Origin of the sequence: Streptomyces yangpuensis (assembly GCF_001005295.1) — a bacterium.
GTDB classification, from domain to species: Bacteria; Actinomycetota; Actinomycetes; order Streptomycetales; family Streptomycetaceae; genus Streptomyces; species Streptomyces yangpuensis.
This window is the reverse complement of the sequence record NZ_LBMK01000012.1, coordinates 18193-33487: the sequence shown is the minus strand read 5'-3', so window position 1 is coordinate 33487 and position 15295 is coordinate 18193. Positions and strand designations below refer to the sequence as shown.

The following is a 15295-nucleotide window of genomic DNA, read 5'->3' as shown; positions in this document are numbered from 1 at the left end:
CCGCAGGTGGGGGTCATGAAGCGTTCCGTCATAATCGTCCTGGCCCTGGGTGGCCTGCTGGTTGCCTGCGGGCAGCCCGGAGTCGGCGAGGCCCGCGAGCACGCCGTGAACGCCTGCCGTGACTTCGGATATGACGGTGACACGGGGGACACGGAATCCTCAGACTCGGCCACGCCGCAGACCTCCGAAGAGCTGGCCGGGTACGCCCGTGACATCGGTCCTGTCGCCGACGAAGCCGCCCTCGCCGCCCGGCTGGACCCTCGATGGGACCGACTGTCCAACGCCTTGAGCGATGTGCAGGAGATGTTCAAGCACGCCTCCACCAGCGAAGATTCCACCCTGTCCCAGGAGCAACGTGATGACGCCCGTGCCCAGGCTGGTCAGCTGGATCCGGCCGGCCTTCTCCGTACGATCCAGCAGGAGTGCCGAAAGGCCACGGTGTAGTTGAGAGCCCCCTCACCCGGTAGCCCTTAATCGAAAGCCTTGCATCCAAGGGGTTGAAGGTATCCGGCTTTTCCTGGCAGTATGCCAATAGACACCAGGACAAGAGTCCTTGGGTATCCATCTATTGGGGGCGGATCATGATCCACATTACTCTCGGCGCCATGCGCCCTGTTGAGCCGCAGGAGGACCAGCTGGGGCGTGGCTACGTCGGCTGGCACGAGAGCATGAGCGACGAAGCGCTCTTCCAGGCCAACCGGGGCTGCTGGGTCCTGGGGGAGCGGGCGGAGAAGGAGCAGTACGCGCTGCTGTCGCACGGCGGGAAGGTGCGCATGGCCATCGAGATCGACAAGCTGGTCCCGGTGTCCGGGGGCCGCAAGGCGATCGAGGGCCGGTTCCTCAAGGCGGGTCACGCGGTCTACGACGCCTACGTGGGCGAGGACACCCCTGTGGAGTCGGCCCGGAACCCGATCACCTACTTCGACTCGCCGCATGACACCCGCCTGTGCGGGTGCGGCTGTGGCGAACCGGTCGCTGGCGGCTGGTTCCTGGCCGGGCACGACCAGAAGGCGCTGCACGCCCGGGTTGCCAAGATCGGCACCGTCCGCGAGTTCCTCGACTGGTTCGACAGCACCTACGTCGAGCCGACGGCTGAGTAGCAGCTGAGCTCGCACGCCGCCACACCTCGGAATCCGCTGAGGCCCGCCGCACGACGCGACGGGCCTCGGTCCGTTCCTCCGCCCCAGCTGTCTGCAACAGCAGAGCACGCACAAGGGCCCGCCATTAGGCAGGCTTAGCGCGCAACGCCTCCCGGTGCGAGCAGGCTGGTGAGCTCGGCAATCGCCTCCGGGGACGGTTTGAAGTAGCGCCGGACGTTCTCCGGCTTCTTGTGCCTCGACTTCGCCATCAGCATCAGCAGGGAGGCGCCCTGCTCTCCGAGGTGGGTCAGGGAGGAATGGCGGTACTCGTGCAGATCCCAGCCCGTTCCGGGGCCGCGTACGGCCGTGTGCTCATCCAGAAGGGCCCGGGCCTGCCCGTACGACAGCCGGGCGAACCCGGTGTCCGGACAGACGTCGCGCGGGCTGACGACCTTCCCGGGCCCCGGGCGGCGGTGGGTGACGAACACCGGCCCGCGCATGCGGCCCTTCAGCAGGCGGGGCAGGAGCCGGGCGGTGCCGGCGTCCCAGTACACCGTCTCCAGCACGTAGTCCTCGCGGACCTGCCCGCGGCGGCGGGCCTTGGTCCGGGCGCCCTTCGCCTTCACCGGGCAGCGGCGCCCGGCGAAGTCCAGGTCCTCGATGTTCACGCCGAGGATCTCCTCCGCCCGCCCGGACGTCTCGTAGAGCATCCGCCACAGCGTCTTCTCCCGCAGGTGCACCTCGCGCCGGGCGATCAGCCGGTCGACGGCCATCTTCGAGCGGGCCGGGGTCTCAGAGTCCGGCACCGCCAGCCGCTTCGCCCAGGCCGGGACCGTCGGGCCCTCGTAACCGCGCTCGGAGCACCAGCCCGTCCAGGACAGCACGGCGCCGCGGCGGGCATTCCACGTGTTCACCGCCGAGCGGCCCCACAGCAGCTCCAGCGCCTCACCGATCTCGGCATCCTCCACCGAGGCGAGCGGCCGGCCCTCGCCGAGGCGCTCGGCGGTTTTCCCGACGGCGATGCCGTAGTTCCGGACGGTGTTCGGATTGCCGAGCGAGTCGAGGAACAGGTCGGCCGCCGTCCGGACGGTCAACGCCTTCCCGGTCGGCAGCTGAACGAGCATGGGCACCGTTTTCCCCTTGCCGCAGATAACAGGGCCGCTTCGTGCAGCCGCCGGAGAACATCACCGCAGGTGACGGATCAAGCTACCGCAGATATTGGGGTGTTATCTGGGGGACGACTTCAGACCGGCCCCGTTGCCGACGGCCCGCCAGCCGCCCACCAGGGCCGACGAGGGCTTAGCGCACGATCTGGCACCGATGTTCCTCAGACCCCTGATCCGGACCATGTCCCGAACGTTGATGTGGCCCGGGCCCCGGCCTACCGGCGTCACGGTGACCCCGCCGCTGGCGCGCTGCTCGGGGACCTCGGACGCCTCGGCCTCCAGGACGACGACTCGTTGCCCCGGCGCGGCCTGCCCCGAGATACGGGCTGCCTCCCGCTCCGTCGCGGCGAAGAACACCAGCCCCTCCAGCTCTCGCCGCAGTGCAGGCAGACGGCTGGCCACCGGGCAGATCACCCCGTACAGCTCGCCGTGCACCGTCACCGGCAACCCCATGGCGAACGCGGGTTCCGGGTCCTTCCCCGTACGGACGGCGGCGGCAGGATCCCCGGTCTCCTGGCACACCCACGCTCGGACCGGGCGGCGAAGGCTGGCCTGGCGGGCCTCCAGCTCCCGGATACGCGCCATGTGATCGGCCTGGTCCTGCCCCCGCCGCCGCTCGACGGCCGCGGCCCGCTCGGCCGCCCGCCGGTGCGCCTCGGACGCCGCCAGCTGCTCGGCCTCCCACTCGAAGTACCGCCGGGCGATCCACCGGAGCACCGGTTCCCCGACCCGAAGCCGGTACGGGCGCACCGTGTTCGCGACCAGGGCCGCCACGAACTGCTCCAGCGCCAGCTCGGCGACGTCCATCCACCGACCGTGTCCACCGCACGGAAGCGCTCCTGGGACGCGTTCGCACAACGGCCGCTGGACGCACCACTCCGGTACGAATCGGGCCGCCCCGGCGACGACCAGGAGCGGGCCGTCCTCCTCGGCCCGGGCCACTCGGACCGCCAGCACGGCGCCGAGCCACGGCACGGTCTTCCGGTCCGTGAACCAACAGACCTCCACCCCGGCCGCCGAGTACCGGGCGGTGCGCTGCTCGACGTCCTCCACCGCGATGGCGGACACCTGCGCCTCCAGCGCCACTAAGCGGCCGTCCGGCATCGTCGCCAGGACGTCCGCCCGCCAGGACCCGTCCGGCGCGAACGCCTCCAGCTCGGCCTCCCCGCCGGCGTCACGGACGGCCAGGGCCAGGTTCAGCTTCAACAGGTGATGCGCCATCGACTCCCCGGCCGTCGGGCAGTGCGGGGCGCCGTCCGCGTGCCGCAGGTACCAGAGATCCCGGCCGCCGTGGGTGACGTGCACCAGGTGCAGCGCCCACCCGCATGCCGGGTCACGGCAGACCAGCGGGGCCGGCCCGTCCTTCGGCCGGTGAATCGCGGTCCGGTCCTGGCCGCATCCGAGGTCCGGCAACGTGACGTCGACACGCCCCCACTCGGCGTGGGTCCCGACGAACACCATGGGCTACCCCTTCCCCTGGGCGGCCGTCCCCACGACCGCGTGATAGGGCCATGGTTGCGCCGGAATCCGCCCCTCGCATCGGTGCCCACCCCGTGTCGGAACCATGGCTACGGCGAAGGGGCTTAGGCGCGGCTTAGGCGGGCGCGTTCAGAGACTGAACATCACATATACGGATGTTCTATCCCAAAGCAAGGCCTGACCTGCACCGACACCAGCACTGGGCGGGCCGCAGGATCATGCGGAACGGGCCCGATACGGGGCGTGGTGGAGGCCGGGAGCGCCAATCTCCGCCTCGGCGCCGGGGAGTGCCGATCAGCGCCGGAGAGCCGCACAGGCCCGCTCAGGGACGCGCCGCCTTGCTCCTGTAGTCGCCGCCCGAAGGGCGTCTGTGTTCATCGGCGAAGCCGATGGGGCCTTGAGGGTCGTGCCCGGAAGGGCTCCTCTCTATGTTCTGACCTGCACGGACTTCCTCAGGGACGCCCCACTGCGCGGCCGCGTCACCCGAATGGGTGACGCGGCCGCGCCCCCCTCCTCTGGACTATTAACAGGCCCTTGCGCTTGCGGCTCGCCGGTTCTGTCCGGAGTATGACCGTCCGGTTCTCCGACCGTCCGCCATCCCCGGCTCGGGTCACAACCCTGGCCTGCTACGCGAGGGGGTCAAGATCGTTTCGGGTCGAATGGCGGGCTGAGGTACCCCGAGCGGGGGTGGTGGGTACGGCGCGGGCCGTACCCACCACCGGTAGCCGGGAGGAGCAGCGGCCTGTTAATAGGCGGCGGGCCGGTGGGGGTATCGGCGGCCCATCACCCTCATGGTGACCACCGCAAGCCGGTCCACGTCGGGGGCGGCGCCCGCCGGCCTTCGACCGCAGCCCGTACGGGGCTGGCCACCAGGAGAGAAAGCGTGGCTAGGGCGGGTGGGACTGCGGCGAGGCCCCTGCAGACTGGGACCGCGTGCACGCCAAGTGGGGCGCACCTTCTGTGGCTGAGGACCGTGCCGGAAACGACAGCGCCCCCGGCACGGATGTGCCGGGGGCGAAGCCGGTGTGTGACTACGAAGGTCACCGTGGCAGGCGGAGCGGACAGTGTCGCGGGCTCAGGTCGGGAAGTCGGCCGCCCGGGCCAACCGCGCGGCCTTGGCGTCCTCCCGGCGCTGCTCGATGATCTTCAGCTCGGCCTTGAGGGCCGTTTCCACTTCGTCGAGCGCTTCCTCTGGCACGGTGTCCCCGATCGCGCGGCCGATGCCGTGCATGAGCTCCTTGTGGATCTCAGCCTGGTCAGCGTCGTACGCAGCGCGCGCTTCCTCGACTCCGGCATGGGTGTTCCCCACGGTGCCCACGGTCCACGTGGTACTGGCCAGGTCGCCGAGGAGGCGCGCCAGGTTCAGGGTGTCCAGGATGGACTTGCCGAAGGCCACGTCGTCCAGGGTTCGGCCGGCATCGATCGCCGCGCTAGACGTCAGCTGCTCGTCGATGTCCTTGGCCAGCGGCCGCTCCGGTGAAGTCCCCTCGGAGCTGAGCAGGCCGAGCCAGGCCGCGCTGCGCAGACCGTGCTGGATGGCGGACGCTGCCGTCGATAGGTCTTCGAGGTACTTCATGAGATCGGCGCGGGAGCGCACCTCGCTGCCTGCCTTGAGGATCTGCTCGCTTGCCGTCCGCACCGGGCGGCCGGTCGTCTCGGCGATGGTCATCTGAGCCTCTCCGTCGATGGTTGAAGACCATCCTGAGGCGCCCCGAAAGGCGACGTCAGGATGATCCGAATCCGCTCGTGTGAGCTATTTGAGGTGTGTCTCAGGTCTGGGCCATGTCCACGAAACGGCTGTAGTGGCCCTGGAAGGCGGTCGTGATGACGGCTGTCGGCCCGTTGCGGTGCTTGCCGACGATCAGGTCGGCCTCACCCGCGCGGGGCGATTCCTTCTCGTACTGGTCCTCGCGGTGCAGGAGGATCACCACGTCGGCGTCCTGCTCCAGTGATCCGGACTCGCGCAGGTCGGAGACCTGCGGCTTCTTGTCGGTGCGCTGCTCGGGCCCGCGGTTGAGCTGCGAGAGCGCGATGACCGGGACCTCCAGCTCCTTGGCCATCAGCTTGAGCTGGCGGGAGATGTCGGAGACCTCTTGCTGGCGGGACTCCGGTCGGCGGCCGCCGCCGTACTGGAGCAGCTGGAGGTAGTCGATGACGACCAAGTCGAGCTTGCCGCGCTGCTTGAGCCGGCGGGCCTTGGTGCGGATCGACATGGCGGTCAGCTCGGGGGAGTCGTCCAGGAGCAGGTTCCCGGCGTCGACCCGTGCTTTGGCCTTGGCCATCCGGTTCCAGGCGGCGTCGTCGAGCTGGCCGGAGCGGATGTGGTGCAGCCCGACGGACCCCTCGGCGGACAGCAGCCGCATGTGGAGTTCCTTGCGGCTCATCTCCAGAGAGAAGAACGCGCTGGTCAAGTGGTGCTTGAGGCTGGCCGCCCGGGCGATGTCCAGGCCGAGGGTGGACTTGCCCATGGCCGGGCGCCCGGCGATCAGGATGAGCTGGCCGGCCTGCAGGCCGAGGGTGAGGCTGTCGAGGTCGGTGAAGCCGGTCGGCACGCCGGTGAGTTCGCCCTTCTTGCGCTTCCCGGCGGCCTCGATGTCGTCGAAGGTGTCGTCCATGCCCTCCGAGGCGTCCATCAGCGACTCGTCGCCGCGGTGGCGGACCACGCCGTACAGCCGCTCCTGTGCCCGCTCGACCAGCTCGTCGGTGTCGCCGTCGCGTGCGTACCCGCTGGCGGCGATGGCCGTGCCCGCCACGACCAGGTTCCTGGCGACGGCGGCGTCGTAGACGATCTCGGCGTAGTACTCGGCGTTCGCCGCCGTGGGCACCTGCTGGACCAGGGTGTGCAGGTAGGACGCCCCGCCGATCTTGGCCAGGTCCCCGGTGGTGGTCAGGTACGCCGCGACCGTGATCGGGTCGGCGGGCTCGCCCTTACCGTGGACCTCGAGGATCGCCCGGTACACGGTCTCGTGCGCCGGCCGGTAGAAGTCCGAGCCCTGCAGGATCTCGGCGACATCGCCGATGGCGTCCTTCGACAGCAGCATGCCGCCGAGGACGGACTGCTCCGCCTCCAGGTCCTGGGGCGGGATGCGCTCGAAGTCGCGCGGGTCGAGGTCCTCGCGGGAGTGGGCGGGGGAAGTGGCTACGCTCATTGTGGATCTCCGTTCACGAGATCGGGCGGCGGCCGGGCCGGGCAAGGTTTCCGGCCGCTGCTGTCGTTCGGGGAAGGCCAGGCAGTCAGGACGCGGCGGCGAGCGCCGGGGCCTTGCGGCACTCGCACGGGCCGATCGGCAGGAAGGTCTCCGGATCCTCGGCCAGGCCGGACCCGTTGCACTTCGAGCACGCCGGCGCGGCCGCCGCCGGGTGAGCGCCCGCACCGGCCGGGGCCGACGGGAGCTTCTTGAGCTGCATCCGGTAGATCGCCGCCACGTTGAAGACGCGATCCGGGTCGCACCGACGCGACAGGTGGTCACGCAGCCGGGGCACCGTCCAGCCCGCCGCCAAGGCCTCAGCGGCCAGTGGCAGCAGGTCTGCCGCGTCGTCGCGGTGCATCCGGCCGGGCAGGCCGCGCAGCATCTCCAGCAGCTCCGCAGGCTGCTCCTCCGCGGCCTGGCCGCTGCGGGGCGCGGGCACCTCGGCAGTAGCCGGAGCAGGGTTGTCTTCCGGCGCAGCCGTCTCTCTCGTCTGCGTCCCGACCGGGGTGGACTCCTGGGGTCCCGGTGACGATGGCAAGCCAGAGAGAGAGATGTTCTTCTGGGGATTGTTCTTCTTACGTCGGTGATCCTCCGCATGCGGTTCATCCGCGTGCGGAAAATCGCATGACGGGTCTGAGCTGCGGTTTTCCTTCGGCCCCTCCGTCGTGCGGTTTTCGCATGACGGGTCTGAGCTGGGGTTTTCCTCCGGGGCCGGGGCCGGGGCCGGGATGCTGATCACCAGCCCGTCCGGCATGTCGGTGATGAAGTACTCGACCGCGCCGAAGGAGCCCTTCTTGGCGTTCGGGTTGTCGGCTGTCGGGCCGTCGAGGCGCTGCTGGTCCCGCTGGAGGTAGCCGAACTTCTCCAGCTCGTTCAGGCCCGTGCGCACCGCGCTGACGCCGTCCGTGCTGAACGAGGTCAGGGACTCGATGGACAGACCGAAGCCGTCCCGGTGGGTGCTGATGAGGCCGAAGATGCCCTTGGCCTTGTAGGACATCCGGCGGTCGCGGAAGACGGCGTTGTGGATGCGGGTGAACTGCTGCTCAAAGACATCGGCGGCCATCGGGCCGCGACGGATGAAGCCGTTGGCGGTCATCGGGCCACCGCCGGCGCGGCCGCGGAGGAGCTGGTGAAGGTGCTGGGGAGTACGCGGATCGTAGTCCCGGGGCCGTTGTATGCGCCAAAGCGGACACCCCGCCTAGAGCAGGTCAGCGGGCGACTCAGGGTGTAGTTCGTAGTCATCACGGCGCCTTCGTACGCGGCGGCGACGGTTACCGTCGCGGGCTCCGCGGAGGCGGGCCGGAGGGGGCGGTGCATCAGGTGTTCGGCTCCCGTTCGGGGTAGGAGCCGTACGTCGGTGGGATCACCCAGACAGCGAGGTCAGACCTCAGGTGGTGCTGCGCATTCCTGAGATTGCTCGCTATCCTGGGCGGTGGTAACCGGGCCTCGTGCTTGGGTGCCCGGCGTTACCGCCGACGTACGACTCGGGGTTCTGTGGCTTGCTAGGGCCGGGGTTTCGAGTCGTGGGGTATGAGATGGCCGCTTCCTGTTGACGCAGGGGCGGCCATCGCCCGTTTACGGGTCCATCGTCGAGTCCGATCTCCGGTTGGGCTGACCGGGAAGTCCGTTGTAGAAGCAGGCCCGACCGCGATCATGCGTGGTCGTCAACCCGTTGCAACTTGCCGAAAGGCGCTTTGGCGCCTCTGTCCCGTCTGCCGGGCGAGAACTTGCGTGGGCGTCCCGCAGGGCGGGCTGGCGGCGTGTCGCCGGGCCCAACGTGCGCGTGACCGCATACGGGTACGCGTAGCCTGCTGCCATCGCAGGCACCTCCTCGACAGGTGCTTGGACGCGGGCGCCGACCTTCCACAACCGGCTCCGCGACCGGCAGGCCCCCCGCATCGCGGCGGGCCTGTTCGCGTTTTGCGGGCCCATCATCCTCCTCAGCCGACCTGATCGTGGTCAGTGGGCGAACCCTGGGTGTGTCGGGCGTCGTCGAACGTGACGTACGCCGCCGTCGCGTCGTCGCTCACCTTGAACCTGGCCCAGCGGGTGCCATCCGCGTCGGACGCCTCGGCGGACCGGGTCTTGGAGATGAGCGCGGCCGGCCCCGCCCCCTCCAGCACGTCGAGCAGCTCCTCCCAGGACAACTGATGGAAGGTGTCGGCGAGGCGGCTGGCGCCATCCGACAACAGCGCGGCCCGGCGGAGCCCGACGGCCGGGACACTGCCGGTGATGGCGTGGTCCGCAGCTGCGGGATTGGTAGAAGCGACCCAGTACCCGTCGGGGCTGTTCCGCAGGCTGCGCTGGACGGCAACGAGTTCGGAAACTCGGGCAGCCCGTTCGGGAGTGCCCGCGGGGCCGGCCAACGCTGCGGCCATTTCCTTCCCCGCGACGTCCTCGACGCTGGTGTCCGCCACGGCTTGGACTGTCCCTGCCGTGTCCAGCACCAGCACGGAGTCCGACAGGACGAGGTAGTCGATGACGTCCTGGCGCTGGCGCAGCATGACCACGGTGGCAGCCGGGACTGCCTCCTGGTCGAGCGCGCACGTGTCGCAGTGCATCGAGTTGACGTCCTTGATTGCCGTCCGGAGTACCTCGGCGAGCGGCTGCTCGTCATCCCCCATCAGCGCGAGCAGCCGCGTACCGAGCTGTCGGACGAGCCATGGCGTGCCGTGGAGGCACGCCATCGGCAAGTCCTTCGGCGCGGACAGCCCATCAAGCACCACGACACCGCTGGGGCCAGTGAAGACGCCGTCCTCGTTCTCGTCCCCCACACCCTTGGCTGACGCCGTGGTGATCTGCATGTCAGGCCCCTTCTGGGCGGTAGAAGGGCGTGATGCGCTCGCTCTCGAGGATCTCCCCCGTCTTCGGGTCGAAGCGGCTCGAGATCAGCGTAGAGAACCGCTTCGCCCTCAGTTCGCTGTGCACGTTGGCCAGTTCCTGGGTCAGCCAGTGGACGACACCGCCGGAGCCGATGGCGTGGATCCCTGCCACGTAGAGGAACGTCCCCTGGCCGTCGGGGCGCGGCAGCCGGCCGAAGTAGGCGATGTCGCGGTTCTCCCCGCTGTCCATCGGCGAGCGATAGGTCTTCCCGCCGGTCCGGTCGATCAGGTGCCAGCCCTCGGCGTCCTTGGCGAACCGCAGATGGGGGTCGCCTTCGAGGATCTGCTCCAGGAGCGGAGACAGCCGAGGGCCGCAGATGACGACGAGATTGTTTCGGTTGAGGCGGACGTTGCCCCCCACCGGGATCGGCTCAAGCGTGCAGGCGAGGCCGACTTCCTCGGCCAGCTCGCTCAGCTTCCCGTAGGTCTGGACGTCCGGCGTCGCGATCACCGGGCCCTGGACGGCTTTCTCCTTGCCATCCTCCAGCTTCTCGGCCAAGGCCACGATGACCGTGCCGGAACCGAGGAAGAGGCGTTCGGGGGGAGAGCCCTTGGCCAGCTGGCTTACACGCGCCTTGCTGATGCCGAGTTCCGCCGCCAACTCGGTGCTGTTCAGGTTGCCCGTACGCAGGGCTGCGTTCATGGCTTCGTTGCGGACGGCCTGGAGCTCGTTGCCGTAGTCCTGCACCCGGCCAGTAAGGCTGTGGGCGGACTTGGCCCGCTCAAGAGGGTCGGTCAGTTCCTTGAGCTGGGACAACGCGGCATCGAGAGCCGCATCAAGCTGTTCCTGATCCATTCGTGCCTCCCTTCGTAGGGTCTTGTTTAGCGCACTTAACCGTAACTGTTCAAGGTGCTTGACGCGTCGGCGGGGTCGTCCTATGGTTTCGATGTCGCCAGGTTAAGCGGGCTTAACCCAATCGGTTGAGCGGGCTATACCTGCACGTCAAAGCACTTCTCGCCTAGTGCAGCCGCTCAGAACCATGCGGTTGCGCATGGCACCTCCATGCCGAAAACGGCGACACCGGACCGCCTCGGAGCTGTACCGAGCTGGTGTACCGAGAAGAACTCCACAGAGTGACAAGGCGAAGAAACACAAGCTCAGGCCCTATGTCTTCAGTCCGGCGCTCGCCCTTACGGGGGTGCCGCGGCTGTGGCCATCAGGCCACCAGCTACGCCCTTCCCCGCCAACGGGGAGCGGCCCCGTGAACCCCCTGGTGCTCGAACACCTGGGGCGGGGCCGCTGCACGGACAACCCCTCAACCCAGGAGTTGAACCGATGGACAGCATCTCCTACATCCACCCCGCCGCGCAGCAGCCGGCGGCCGAGTCCCGCCTCTTCGCGATCGACCGGATCGGGCTGTCGGCGGTCCTCGGGATCGACGTCGACCTGGTCCGCGGCCCCGCCGGCGCCGAAGACGAGCTCGAGTACACCCGCCTGTGCGCCCTGGTCGACATGACCGACGCCGGTCTCATCAGCGTCGTCACCTTGGACCTGATCGGCGGTCTGATCGAGGACATGGAGCGCGAGGACGACGACCTCGGCCCCGAGCCGGAGGGCCGCTCCGGCATCCTCCCCGTCTCCGACGCCGACATCTACGGCGAGGCCGACGACTACTTCGCGACGGGGTGGGCGGCATGAACGCCGACACCCTGCGCCGGGCCCTGGACGGCGGCCGCGACCTCGCCCGCCGCCTGATCGAGCGGGCCGACCGGCTCCACCCCGCCGCTCTCGTCGTCCTGGTCGCCGTGCTCTTGGCCGTCGGCTACGGCGCCGGGGTCGTCCTCGTCGCCGCCGCCATGGCCGTGGTCACCGCCGTGGCCGCGCTCCTCAAGGCGGCCGCCGTGGTGATCGCCGGATGGCTGCTGCTCCGCCTCGTCTACCGGGGCGCCGTCCGCTGGTCCGCAGGACGAGCCGGGCCGGTGACCACATGACCCGGCCGTGCGTGATCGAGACGCTCCTCGACCCCGAGACCCTCACCGTCGCCCGCACCACCCGCAACCGCGCCCACGACGAGGGCCGGTGCGCGCAGCTCCTCGCCGCCCAGAACCGCCGCCGCGCCCACCGGGCCCGGCTCGACGCCCAGGCCGACCCGACCCCCGAGGGAGCACCCGCATGACCGCCACCGCCGACTTCCGGTTCGCCCACCCCGGCCCGGTCGCCGACTGGACCCCCGAACTGTTCGACGGCTACCTCGCCGCCCAGGACGCCGACCGGCAGGCCGCCGAACGCACCCTCGCCCGCCGGGCCCTTCGTACCGGGCTCGCCGCCGTCGAGGTAGTCCTCGCCGCGTACGCCTGCCTCGCCGTGCTCGTCCTGGCCGGCCTCAACCGGATCGGTGACGCCGTGGACTGGGCGGCCGACCGGCTGTGCACCGGCACCGACCGCACCACCGCCCGGCTCGCCCGCCTCGGCCGGACCCGCCCGAACCGGCTGCTCGTCACGTTCTACGACCCCGAGCAGCCCGGCCGCCTCCTCCCCCACGAGGACCCCGGCGAGGACGACGCCGCCCGCTGGTTCGCCCATTGGGAGACCGAAGTCGTCTACTCCGAAGCCGCCGAGGCCCGCGCCGAGCGCGCCGAGGAGCGGCTCGCGGGCGCCGAGGCCGCCCTCGCCCTGCTCTACGTCGCCGCGAACCTGGGCGCCGTCCGCGCCGAGCAGCGCGCCCAGTTCATGACCGGCACCGTCCGGTCCGGCAAGTCCCTCCCCTTCACCCCGCCCGCCAGCACCCCGGCCGCGGGCAGCACGACCCGTAAGGAGATCACCCCGTGACCGCCGTCTCGCTGGAGAAGCCCTTCGACGATCTCGCCGACGAGCAGCTCGCCGACCCGGCGGGCACCGAGCCCGACACCGACCCCGGCCTCTCCTCGTACGTGACCGCCCAGGCCAACGCCAAGGCCGCCGAGATCAGGGCCCGTTCCGAGGCCAAGGTGCGGGAGATCAAGGCCCAGGCCGAGGGCGACGCGCTGCGCGCCGCCGCCGAAGCCGACGCCGAGAAGCAGCGCATCGCCAACCGGCGCGCGGCGATGAAGCTGGAGCAGGACGAGGCCGCGCACGAGCGGAGGATCGCCGAGCAGCAGGCCGCCAAGGCCAAGGCCGACGCCGAAAAGGCCCGCACCGACAAGGCCGCCGCCGACCAAGAGCAGGCCGAGGCCGACCGCGTCGCCGAGGAGCAGCGCAGCGAAACCACATGGAAGTGGGCGGCGCGCGGGATCTACGCCGCCGGCATGGCGCTCGCCGCCCCGATCCAGTTCCTCGCGTTCTGGGACCCCGAGCGGAAGTTCATGGTGTCCGCGCCGATCCTGCTGGAGGGGCTCGCCCTGGCCCTCGCCGCCGGGGCCGCGTGGGCCGTCGCGACCCGCCGCGACGTCCTGCCGTTCCGGATCGGCATCGTCATCGCCGCGATGATCGCCGCCGGTATCAACCTGTGGCACGGGCTGACCGACGAGACGATCGGCTTGAACGCCGGGATCATCGGCGGCATCGCCTCCCTCGCCGGGCCGTGCGTCCTCATGGCGTACGAGCACGGCCTCGCCCAGAAGCGCGACGGCATCCCCTCGTTCCGGGAGCGCCGCGACGCCGAGAAGCGCGCCAAGGCCGAGCAGGCCGAGGCCGCCCGCAAGGCCGAAGAGAAGCGGCTCGGCGAGGAACAGCGGGCCGCCGAGCGGAAGGCCGCCGACGAGGCCAAGGTCGCCGAGCAGACCCGGCAGGACACCGACCGCCAGCAGCACCACCCCGACGTGTGGGCGGTCGCCGAGATGATGCGCTCCGCACAGGGCGCGGCGGTCGTCGACACCCGGATCTGGGCGGCCGCGTGGAAGGTCGTGCACGGCACCGACAAGCCGGGCGAGACCGCCGACACCGAGGCCCTCGCCCGCGCCGCTGCGGCCCGCGTCAAGGCCGCCCGCGAGGGCCTGCTCGGCGAAGACCCCGAAGAGCTCCTTGCCCAGGCGGGTAAAGGGCTCTACGGCCTCGACGGAGGCGCCGACGACACCTTCACCGAGGAGCAACTCGACCTCGTGCGCGAGCTCGCCGCAGAGCTCGGCGACGCCGCTCTCCTGTCGACGGGGAACATCCGCAAGCGGGTCACCTGCCGCACCGCGACGGCCGGTCTGCTGCGCGACACCGTGCAGGCTGAATGGGCCGCGTCGGTCGGCTCCCTGACCTGACCGCACCACCCCGGCGGGGTGCCCGGCCGATGCGCCGGCACCCCGCCCCGAACCATCGGCCCCCGCCTCTTGAGGAGATCCCTCATGGCCATGACCCCGATCCGGTTCCGCACCCTCGTCGACCGTGCCGGACAGCACTGCCAGTGCGACGCCGACGAGCCGTACGGCTGCGGCAAGACACACCCCACCACCGGGGACCGCTGCTACGAGTCCGGCGACTGGCGAGCCCCCCTCGTCGTCGTCCCCCGCGACCCTCACCTCCCGCTGCACGAGGCCGTCGGGCTGCGCGACTCGCAGCTCGTCGTGATGTGCCGCCCCTGCTCCACCCGCCGCGCGAACAAGGCCAAGGCCGCCCGCGCCGCCCAGGCCGCCGAGCAGCTCGCCGACGCGCAGCTCGGCATGTTCGACGCCACCCCCTACGTCGTCCCCAAGCCCGCCAAGACCCGCACACCCAAGGAGTCCGCCGCATGATCCCGCTCGCCCACATCGGCGCCGACAGCTCGCCCGCCTCGCAGGAGGGATGGAACCGGCTCGGTGACCGACTCCACGCCCAGGCCCTCGCCCTCATCGAGAACCCCGACCGCACCGAGGCCGACCTCGCCGCCGCCACCGTCCGGATCGCCGCCGCCACGGCCGCATGGCAGCGCGCCACCACCGCCCGCCCCTGACCCCCGAGGAGAACCCCGCAGTGAGCGAGACCGCCAACACCGCCACCCGCATCCCCCGCACCGTCATCCTCGCCGCGCCCGTCGGCACCTACCTCGGCATCACCGGCCCGTACGGGAACGACTGGTCGGCCGTCGAGACCACCCTCGTTGCCGGGGGCGGGTTCCTCGTCGTCCTGTTCGCCGGCCCCATCGCCAAGGGCCTCGGCAAGGCGAACAAGGCCGCCAAGGCCCGCGCCAAGGCCAAGGCCGCCGAGCTCAAGGCCAAGGCCGACGAGGCCGCCGCCAAGGCCAAGGACATGTAGGAGCGCCACCCATGCACACCGCCTCGACCCCCGGCGCCGGCACCCCGGCCGCCGGGACCGGCGAGAACTTCCTCGCCACCGCGCACCGGCTCGCCGCCCTCGCCGACGCCAACGCCGCCGAGCACTGGCCCTCCCTCGCCAAGTGCGCCGCCGACCTCGGCCTCGTCTACCTCGACCTCGCCGCCGTCCTCCCCGACGGCGGACCCCCGCGCCGCCCGCACCTGGAGCGCGCCCTCGAAGCGGCCGAGCAGGCCCGCGAATCCCTCGACGACGGCACCGCGGTCGGCTGCTCCGCCCACACCGCCCGCGCCCGCCTGCACCTCGCCCTCGACGAACTCGAGCGCCACACGTAGCCGTGCCC

The 15295-nt window shown here is 70.7% G+C and carries 17 protein-coding genes and 1 pseudogene; 11 read left to right on the top strand and 7 right to left on the bottom strand.

What is annotated here, in order from left to right; genetic code table 11:
- The first annotated feature begins 15 nt into the window (after positions 1–15).
- Together AAT21_RS33975 and AAT21_RS33970 are read left to right on the top strand one after the other, a co-directional pair.
- Positions 16–444 carry a hypothetical protein gene (locus AAT21_RS33975; RefSeq protein WP_046780850.1) on the top strand — a complete coding sequence of 143 codons (429 nt, stop codon included), beginning with the start codon at positions 16–18 and terminating at the stop codon, positions 442–444.
- Positions 445–605: 161 nt separating this feature from the next.
- Entirely contained in the window at positions 606–1100 is a 495-nt protein-coding gene (locus AAT21_RS33970) for a hypothetical protein (RefSeq protein ID WP_235439318.1), read from the top strand.
- 134 nt (positions 1101–1234) lie between these two features.
- Here AAT21_RS33970 and AAT21_RS33965 read toward each other — a convergent pair whose 3' ends face one another.
- The 7 genes and pseudogenes from AAT21_RS33965 to AAT21_RS33935 all read right to left on the bottom strand — a co-directional run bounded on the left by AAT21_RS33965 (position 1235) and on the right by AAT21_RS33935 (position 10593).
- A complete protein-coding gene (locus AAT21_RS33965) occupies positions 1235–2209 on the bottom strand; it encodes a tyrosine-type recombinase/integrase (protein ID WP_046780848.1) in 975 nt (324 codons plus the stop codon).
- Positions 2210–2305: 96 nt separating this feature from the next.
- Positions 2306–3706: a competence protein CoiA family protein gene (locus AAT21_RS34855; RefSeq protein ID WP_052758108.1), complete on the bottom strand. Its 1401-nt coding sequence runs from the start codon at positions 3704–3706 to the stop codon at positions 2306–2308.
- A gap of 1093 nt (positions 3707–4799) precedes the next feature.
- A complete protein-coding gene (locus AAT21_RS33955) occupies positions 4800–5393 on the bottom strand; it encodes a hypothetical protein (protein ID WP_046780847.1) in 594 nt (197 codons plus the stop codon).
- Positions 5394–5493: 100 nt separating this feature from the next.
- Positions 5494–6819 (bottom strand): annotated as a pseudogene (dnaB, locus tag AAT21_RS33950) (replicative DNA helicase); the annotation flags it as partial.
- A 139-nt stretch (positions 6820–6958) separates the two neighbouring features.
- On the bottom strand, positions 6959–8011 hold the full coding sequence (locus tag AAT21_RS34850) for a hypothetical protein (protein WP_052758107.1): 1053 nt from the start codon (positions 8009–8011) through the stop codon (positions 6959–6961).
- 844 nt (positions 8012–8855) lie between these two features.
- Positions 8856–9719, bottom strand: a complete 864-nt coding sequence (locus AAT21_RS33940) for a hypothetical protein (RefSeq protein WP_046780845.1) — start codon at positions 9717–9719, stop codon at positions 8856–8858.
- A gap of 1 nt (position 9720) precedes the next feature.
- A complete protein-coding gene (locus AAT21_RS33935; protein WP_046780844.1) occupies positions 9721–10593 on the bottom strand; it encodes a hypothetical protein in 873 nt (290 codons plus the stop codon).
- Between the two features lie 480 nt (positions 10594–11073).
- Here AAT21_RS33935 and AAT21_RS33930 point away from each other — a divergent pair, with 480 nt between their 5' ends.
- The 9 genes from AAT21_RS33930 (at position 11074) to AAT21_RS33890 (ending at position 15287) form a co-directional block, all read left to right on the top strand.
- Positions 11074–11436 carry a hypothetical protein gene (locus tag AAT21_RS33930; protein ID WP_046780843.1) on the top strand — a complete coding sequence of 121 codons (363 nt, stop codon included), beginning with the start codon at positions 11074–11076 and terminating at the stop codon, positions 11434–11436.
- On the top strand, positions 11433–11729 hold the full coding sequence (locus tag AAT21_RS33925; RefSeq protein WP_157879836.1) for a hypothetical protein: 297 nt from the start codon (positions 11433–11435) through the stop codon (positions 11727–11729). The genes AAT21_RS33930 and AAT21_RS33925 overlap by 4 nt, the downstream gene beginning before the upstream one ends.
- A gap of 11 nt (positions 11730–11740) precedes the next feature.
- Entirely contained in the window at positions 11741–11914 is a 174-nt protein-coding gene (locus AAT21_RS33920; protein WP_157879835.1) for a hypothetical protein, read from the top strand.
- Positions 11911–12567, top strand: coding sequence for a hypothetical protein (locus tag AAT21_RS33915; protein ID WP_046780840.1), 657 nt, complete (start codon positions 11911–11913; stop codon positions 12565–12567). Before AAT21_RS33920 ends, AAT21_RS33915 begins: the two co-directional genes overlap by 4 nt.
- Entirely contained in the window at positions 12564–13964 is a 1401-nt protein-coding gene (locus AAT21_RS33910; protein WP_046780839.1) for a hypothetical protein, read from the top strand. Before AAT21_RS33915 ends, AAT21_RS33910 begins: the two co-directional genes overlap by 4 nt.
- Positions 13965–14048: 84 nt before the next feature.
- Positions 14049–14435 (top strand): hypothetical protein, encoded by a 387-nt coding sequence (locus AAT21_RS33905; RefSeq protein WP_046780838.1) that lies wholly within the window; start codon positions 14049–14051, stop codon positions 14433–14435.
- Entirely contained in the window at positions 14432–14632 is a 201-nt protein-coding gene (locus AAT21_RS33900; RefSeq protein ID WP_046780837.1) for a hypothetical protein, read from the top strand. The genes AAT21_RS33905 and AAT21_RS33900 overlap by 4 nt, the downstream gene beginning before the upstream one ends.
- 20 nt (positions 14633–14652) lie before the next feature.
- On the top strand, positions 14653–14934 hold the full coding sequence (locus AAT21_RS33895) for a hypothetical protein (RefSeq protein WP_046780836.1): 282 nt from the start codon (positions 14653–14655) through the stop codon (positions 14932–14934).
- An 11-nt stretch (positions 14935–14945) separates the two neighbouring features.
- The gene (locus AAT21_RS33890; RefSeq protein ID WP_046780835.1) at positions 14946–15287 is read left to right on the top strand and encodes a hypothetical protein; all 342 of its coding nucleotides are present in this window, start codon (positions 14946–14948) and stop codon (positions 15285–15287) included.
- Positions 15288–15295 lie beyond the last annotated feature (8 nt).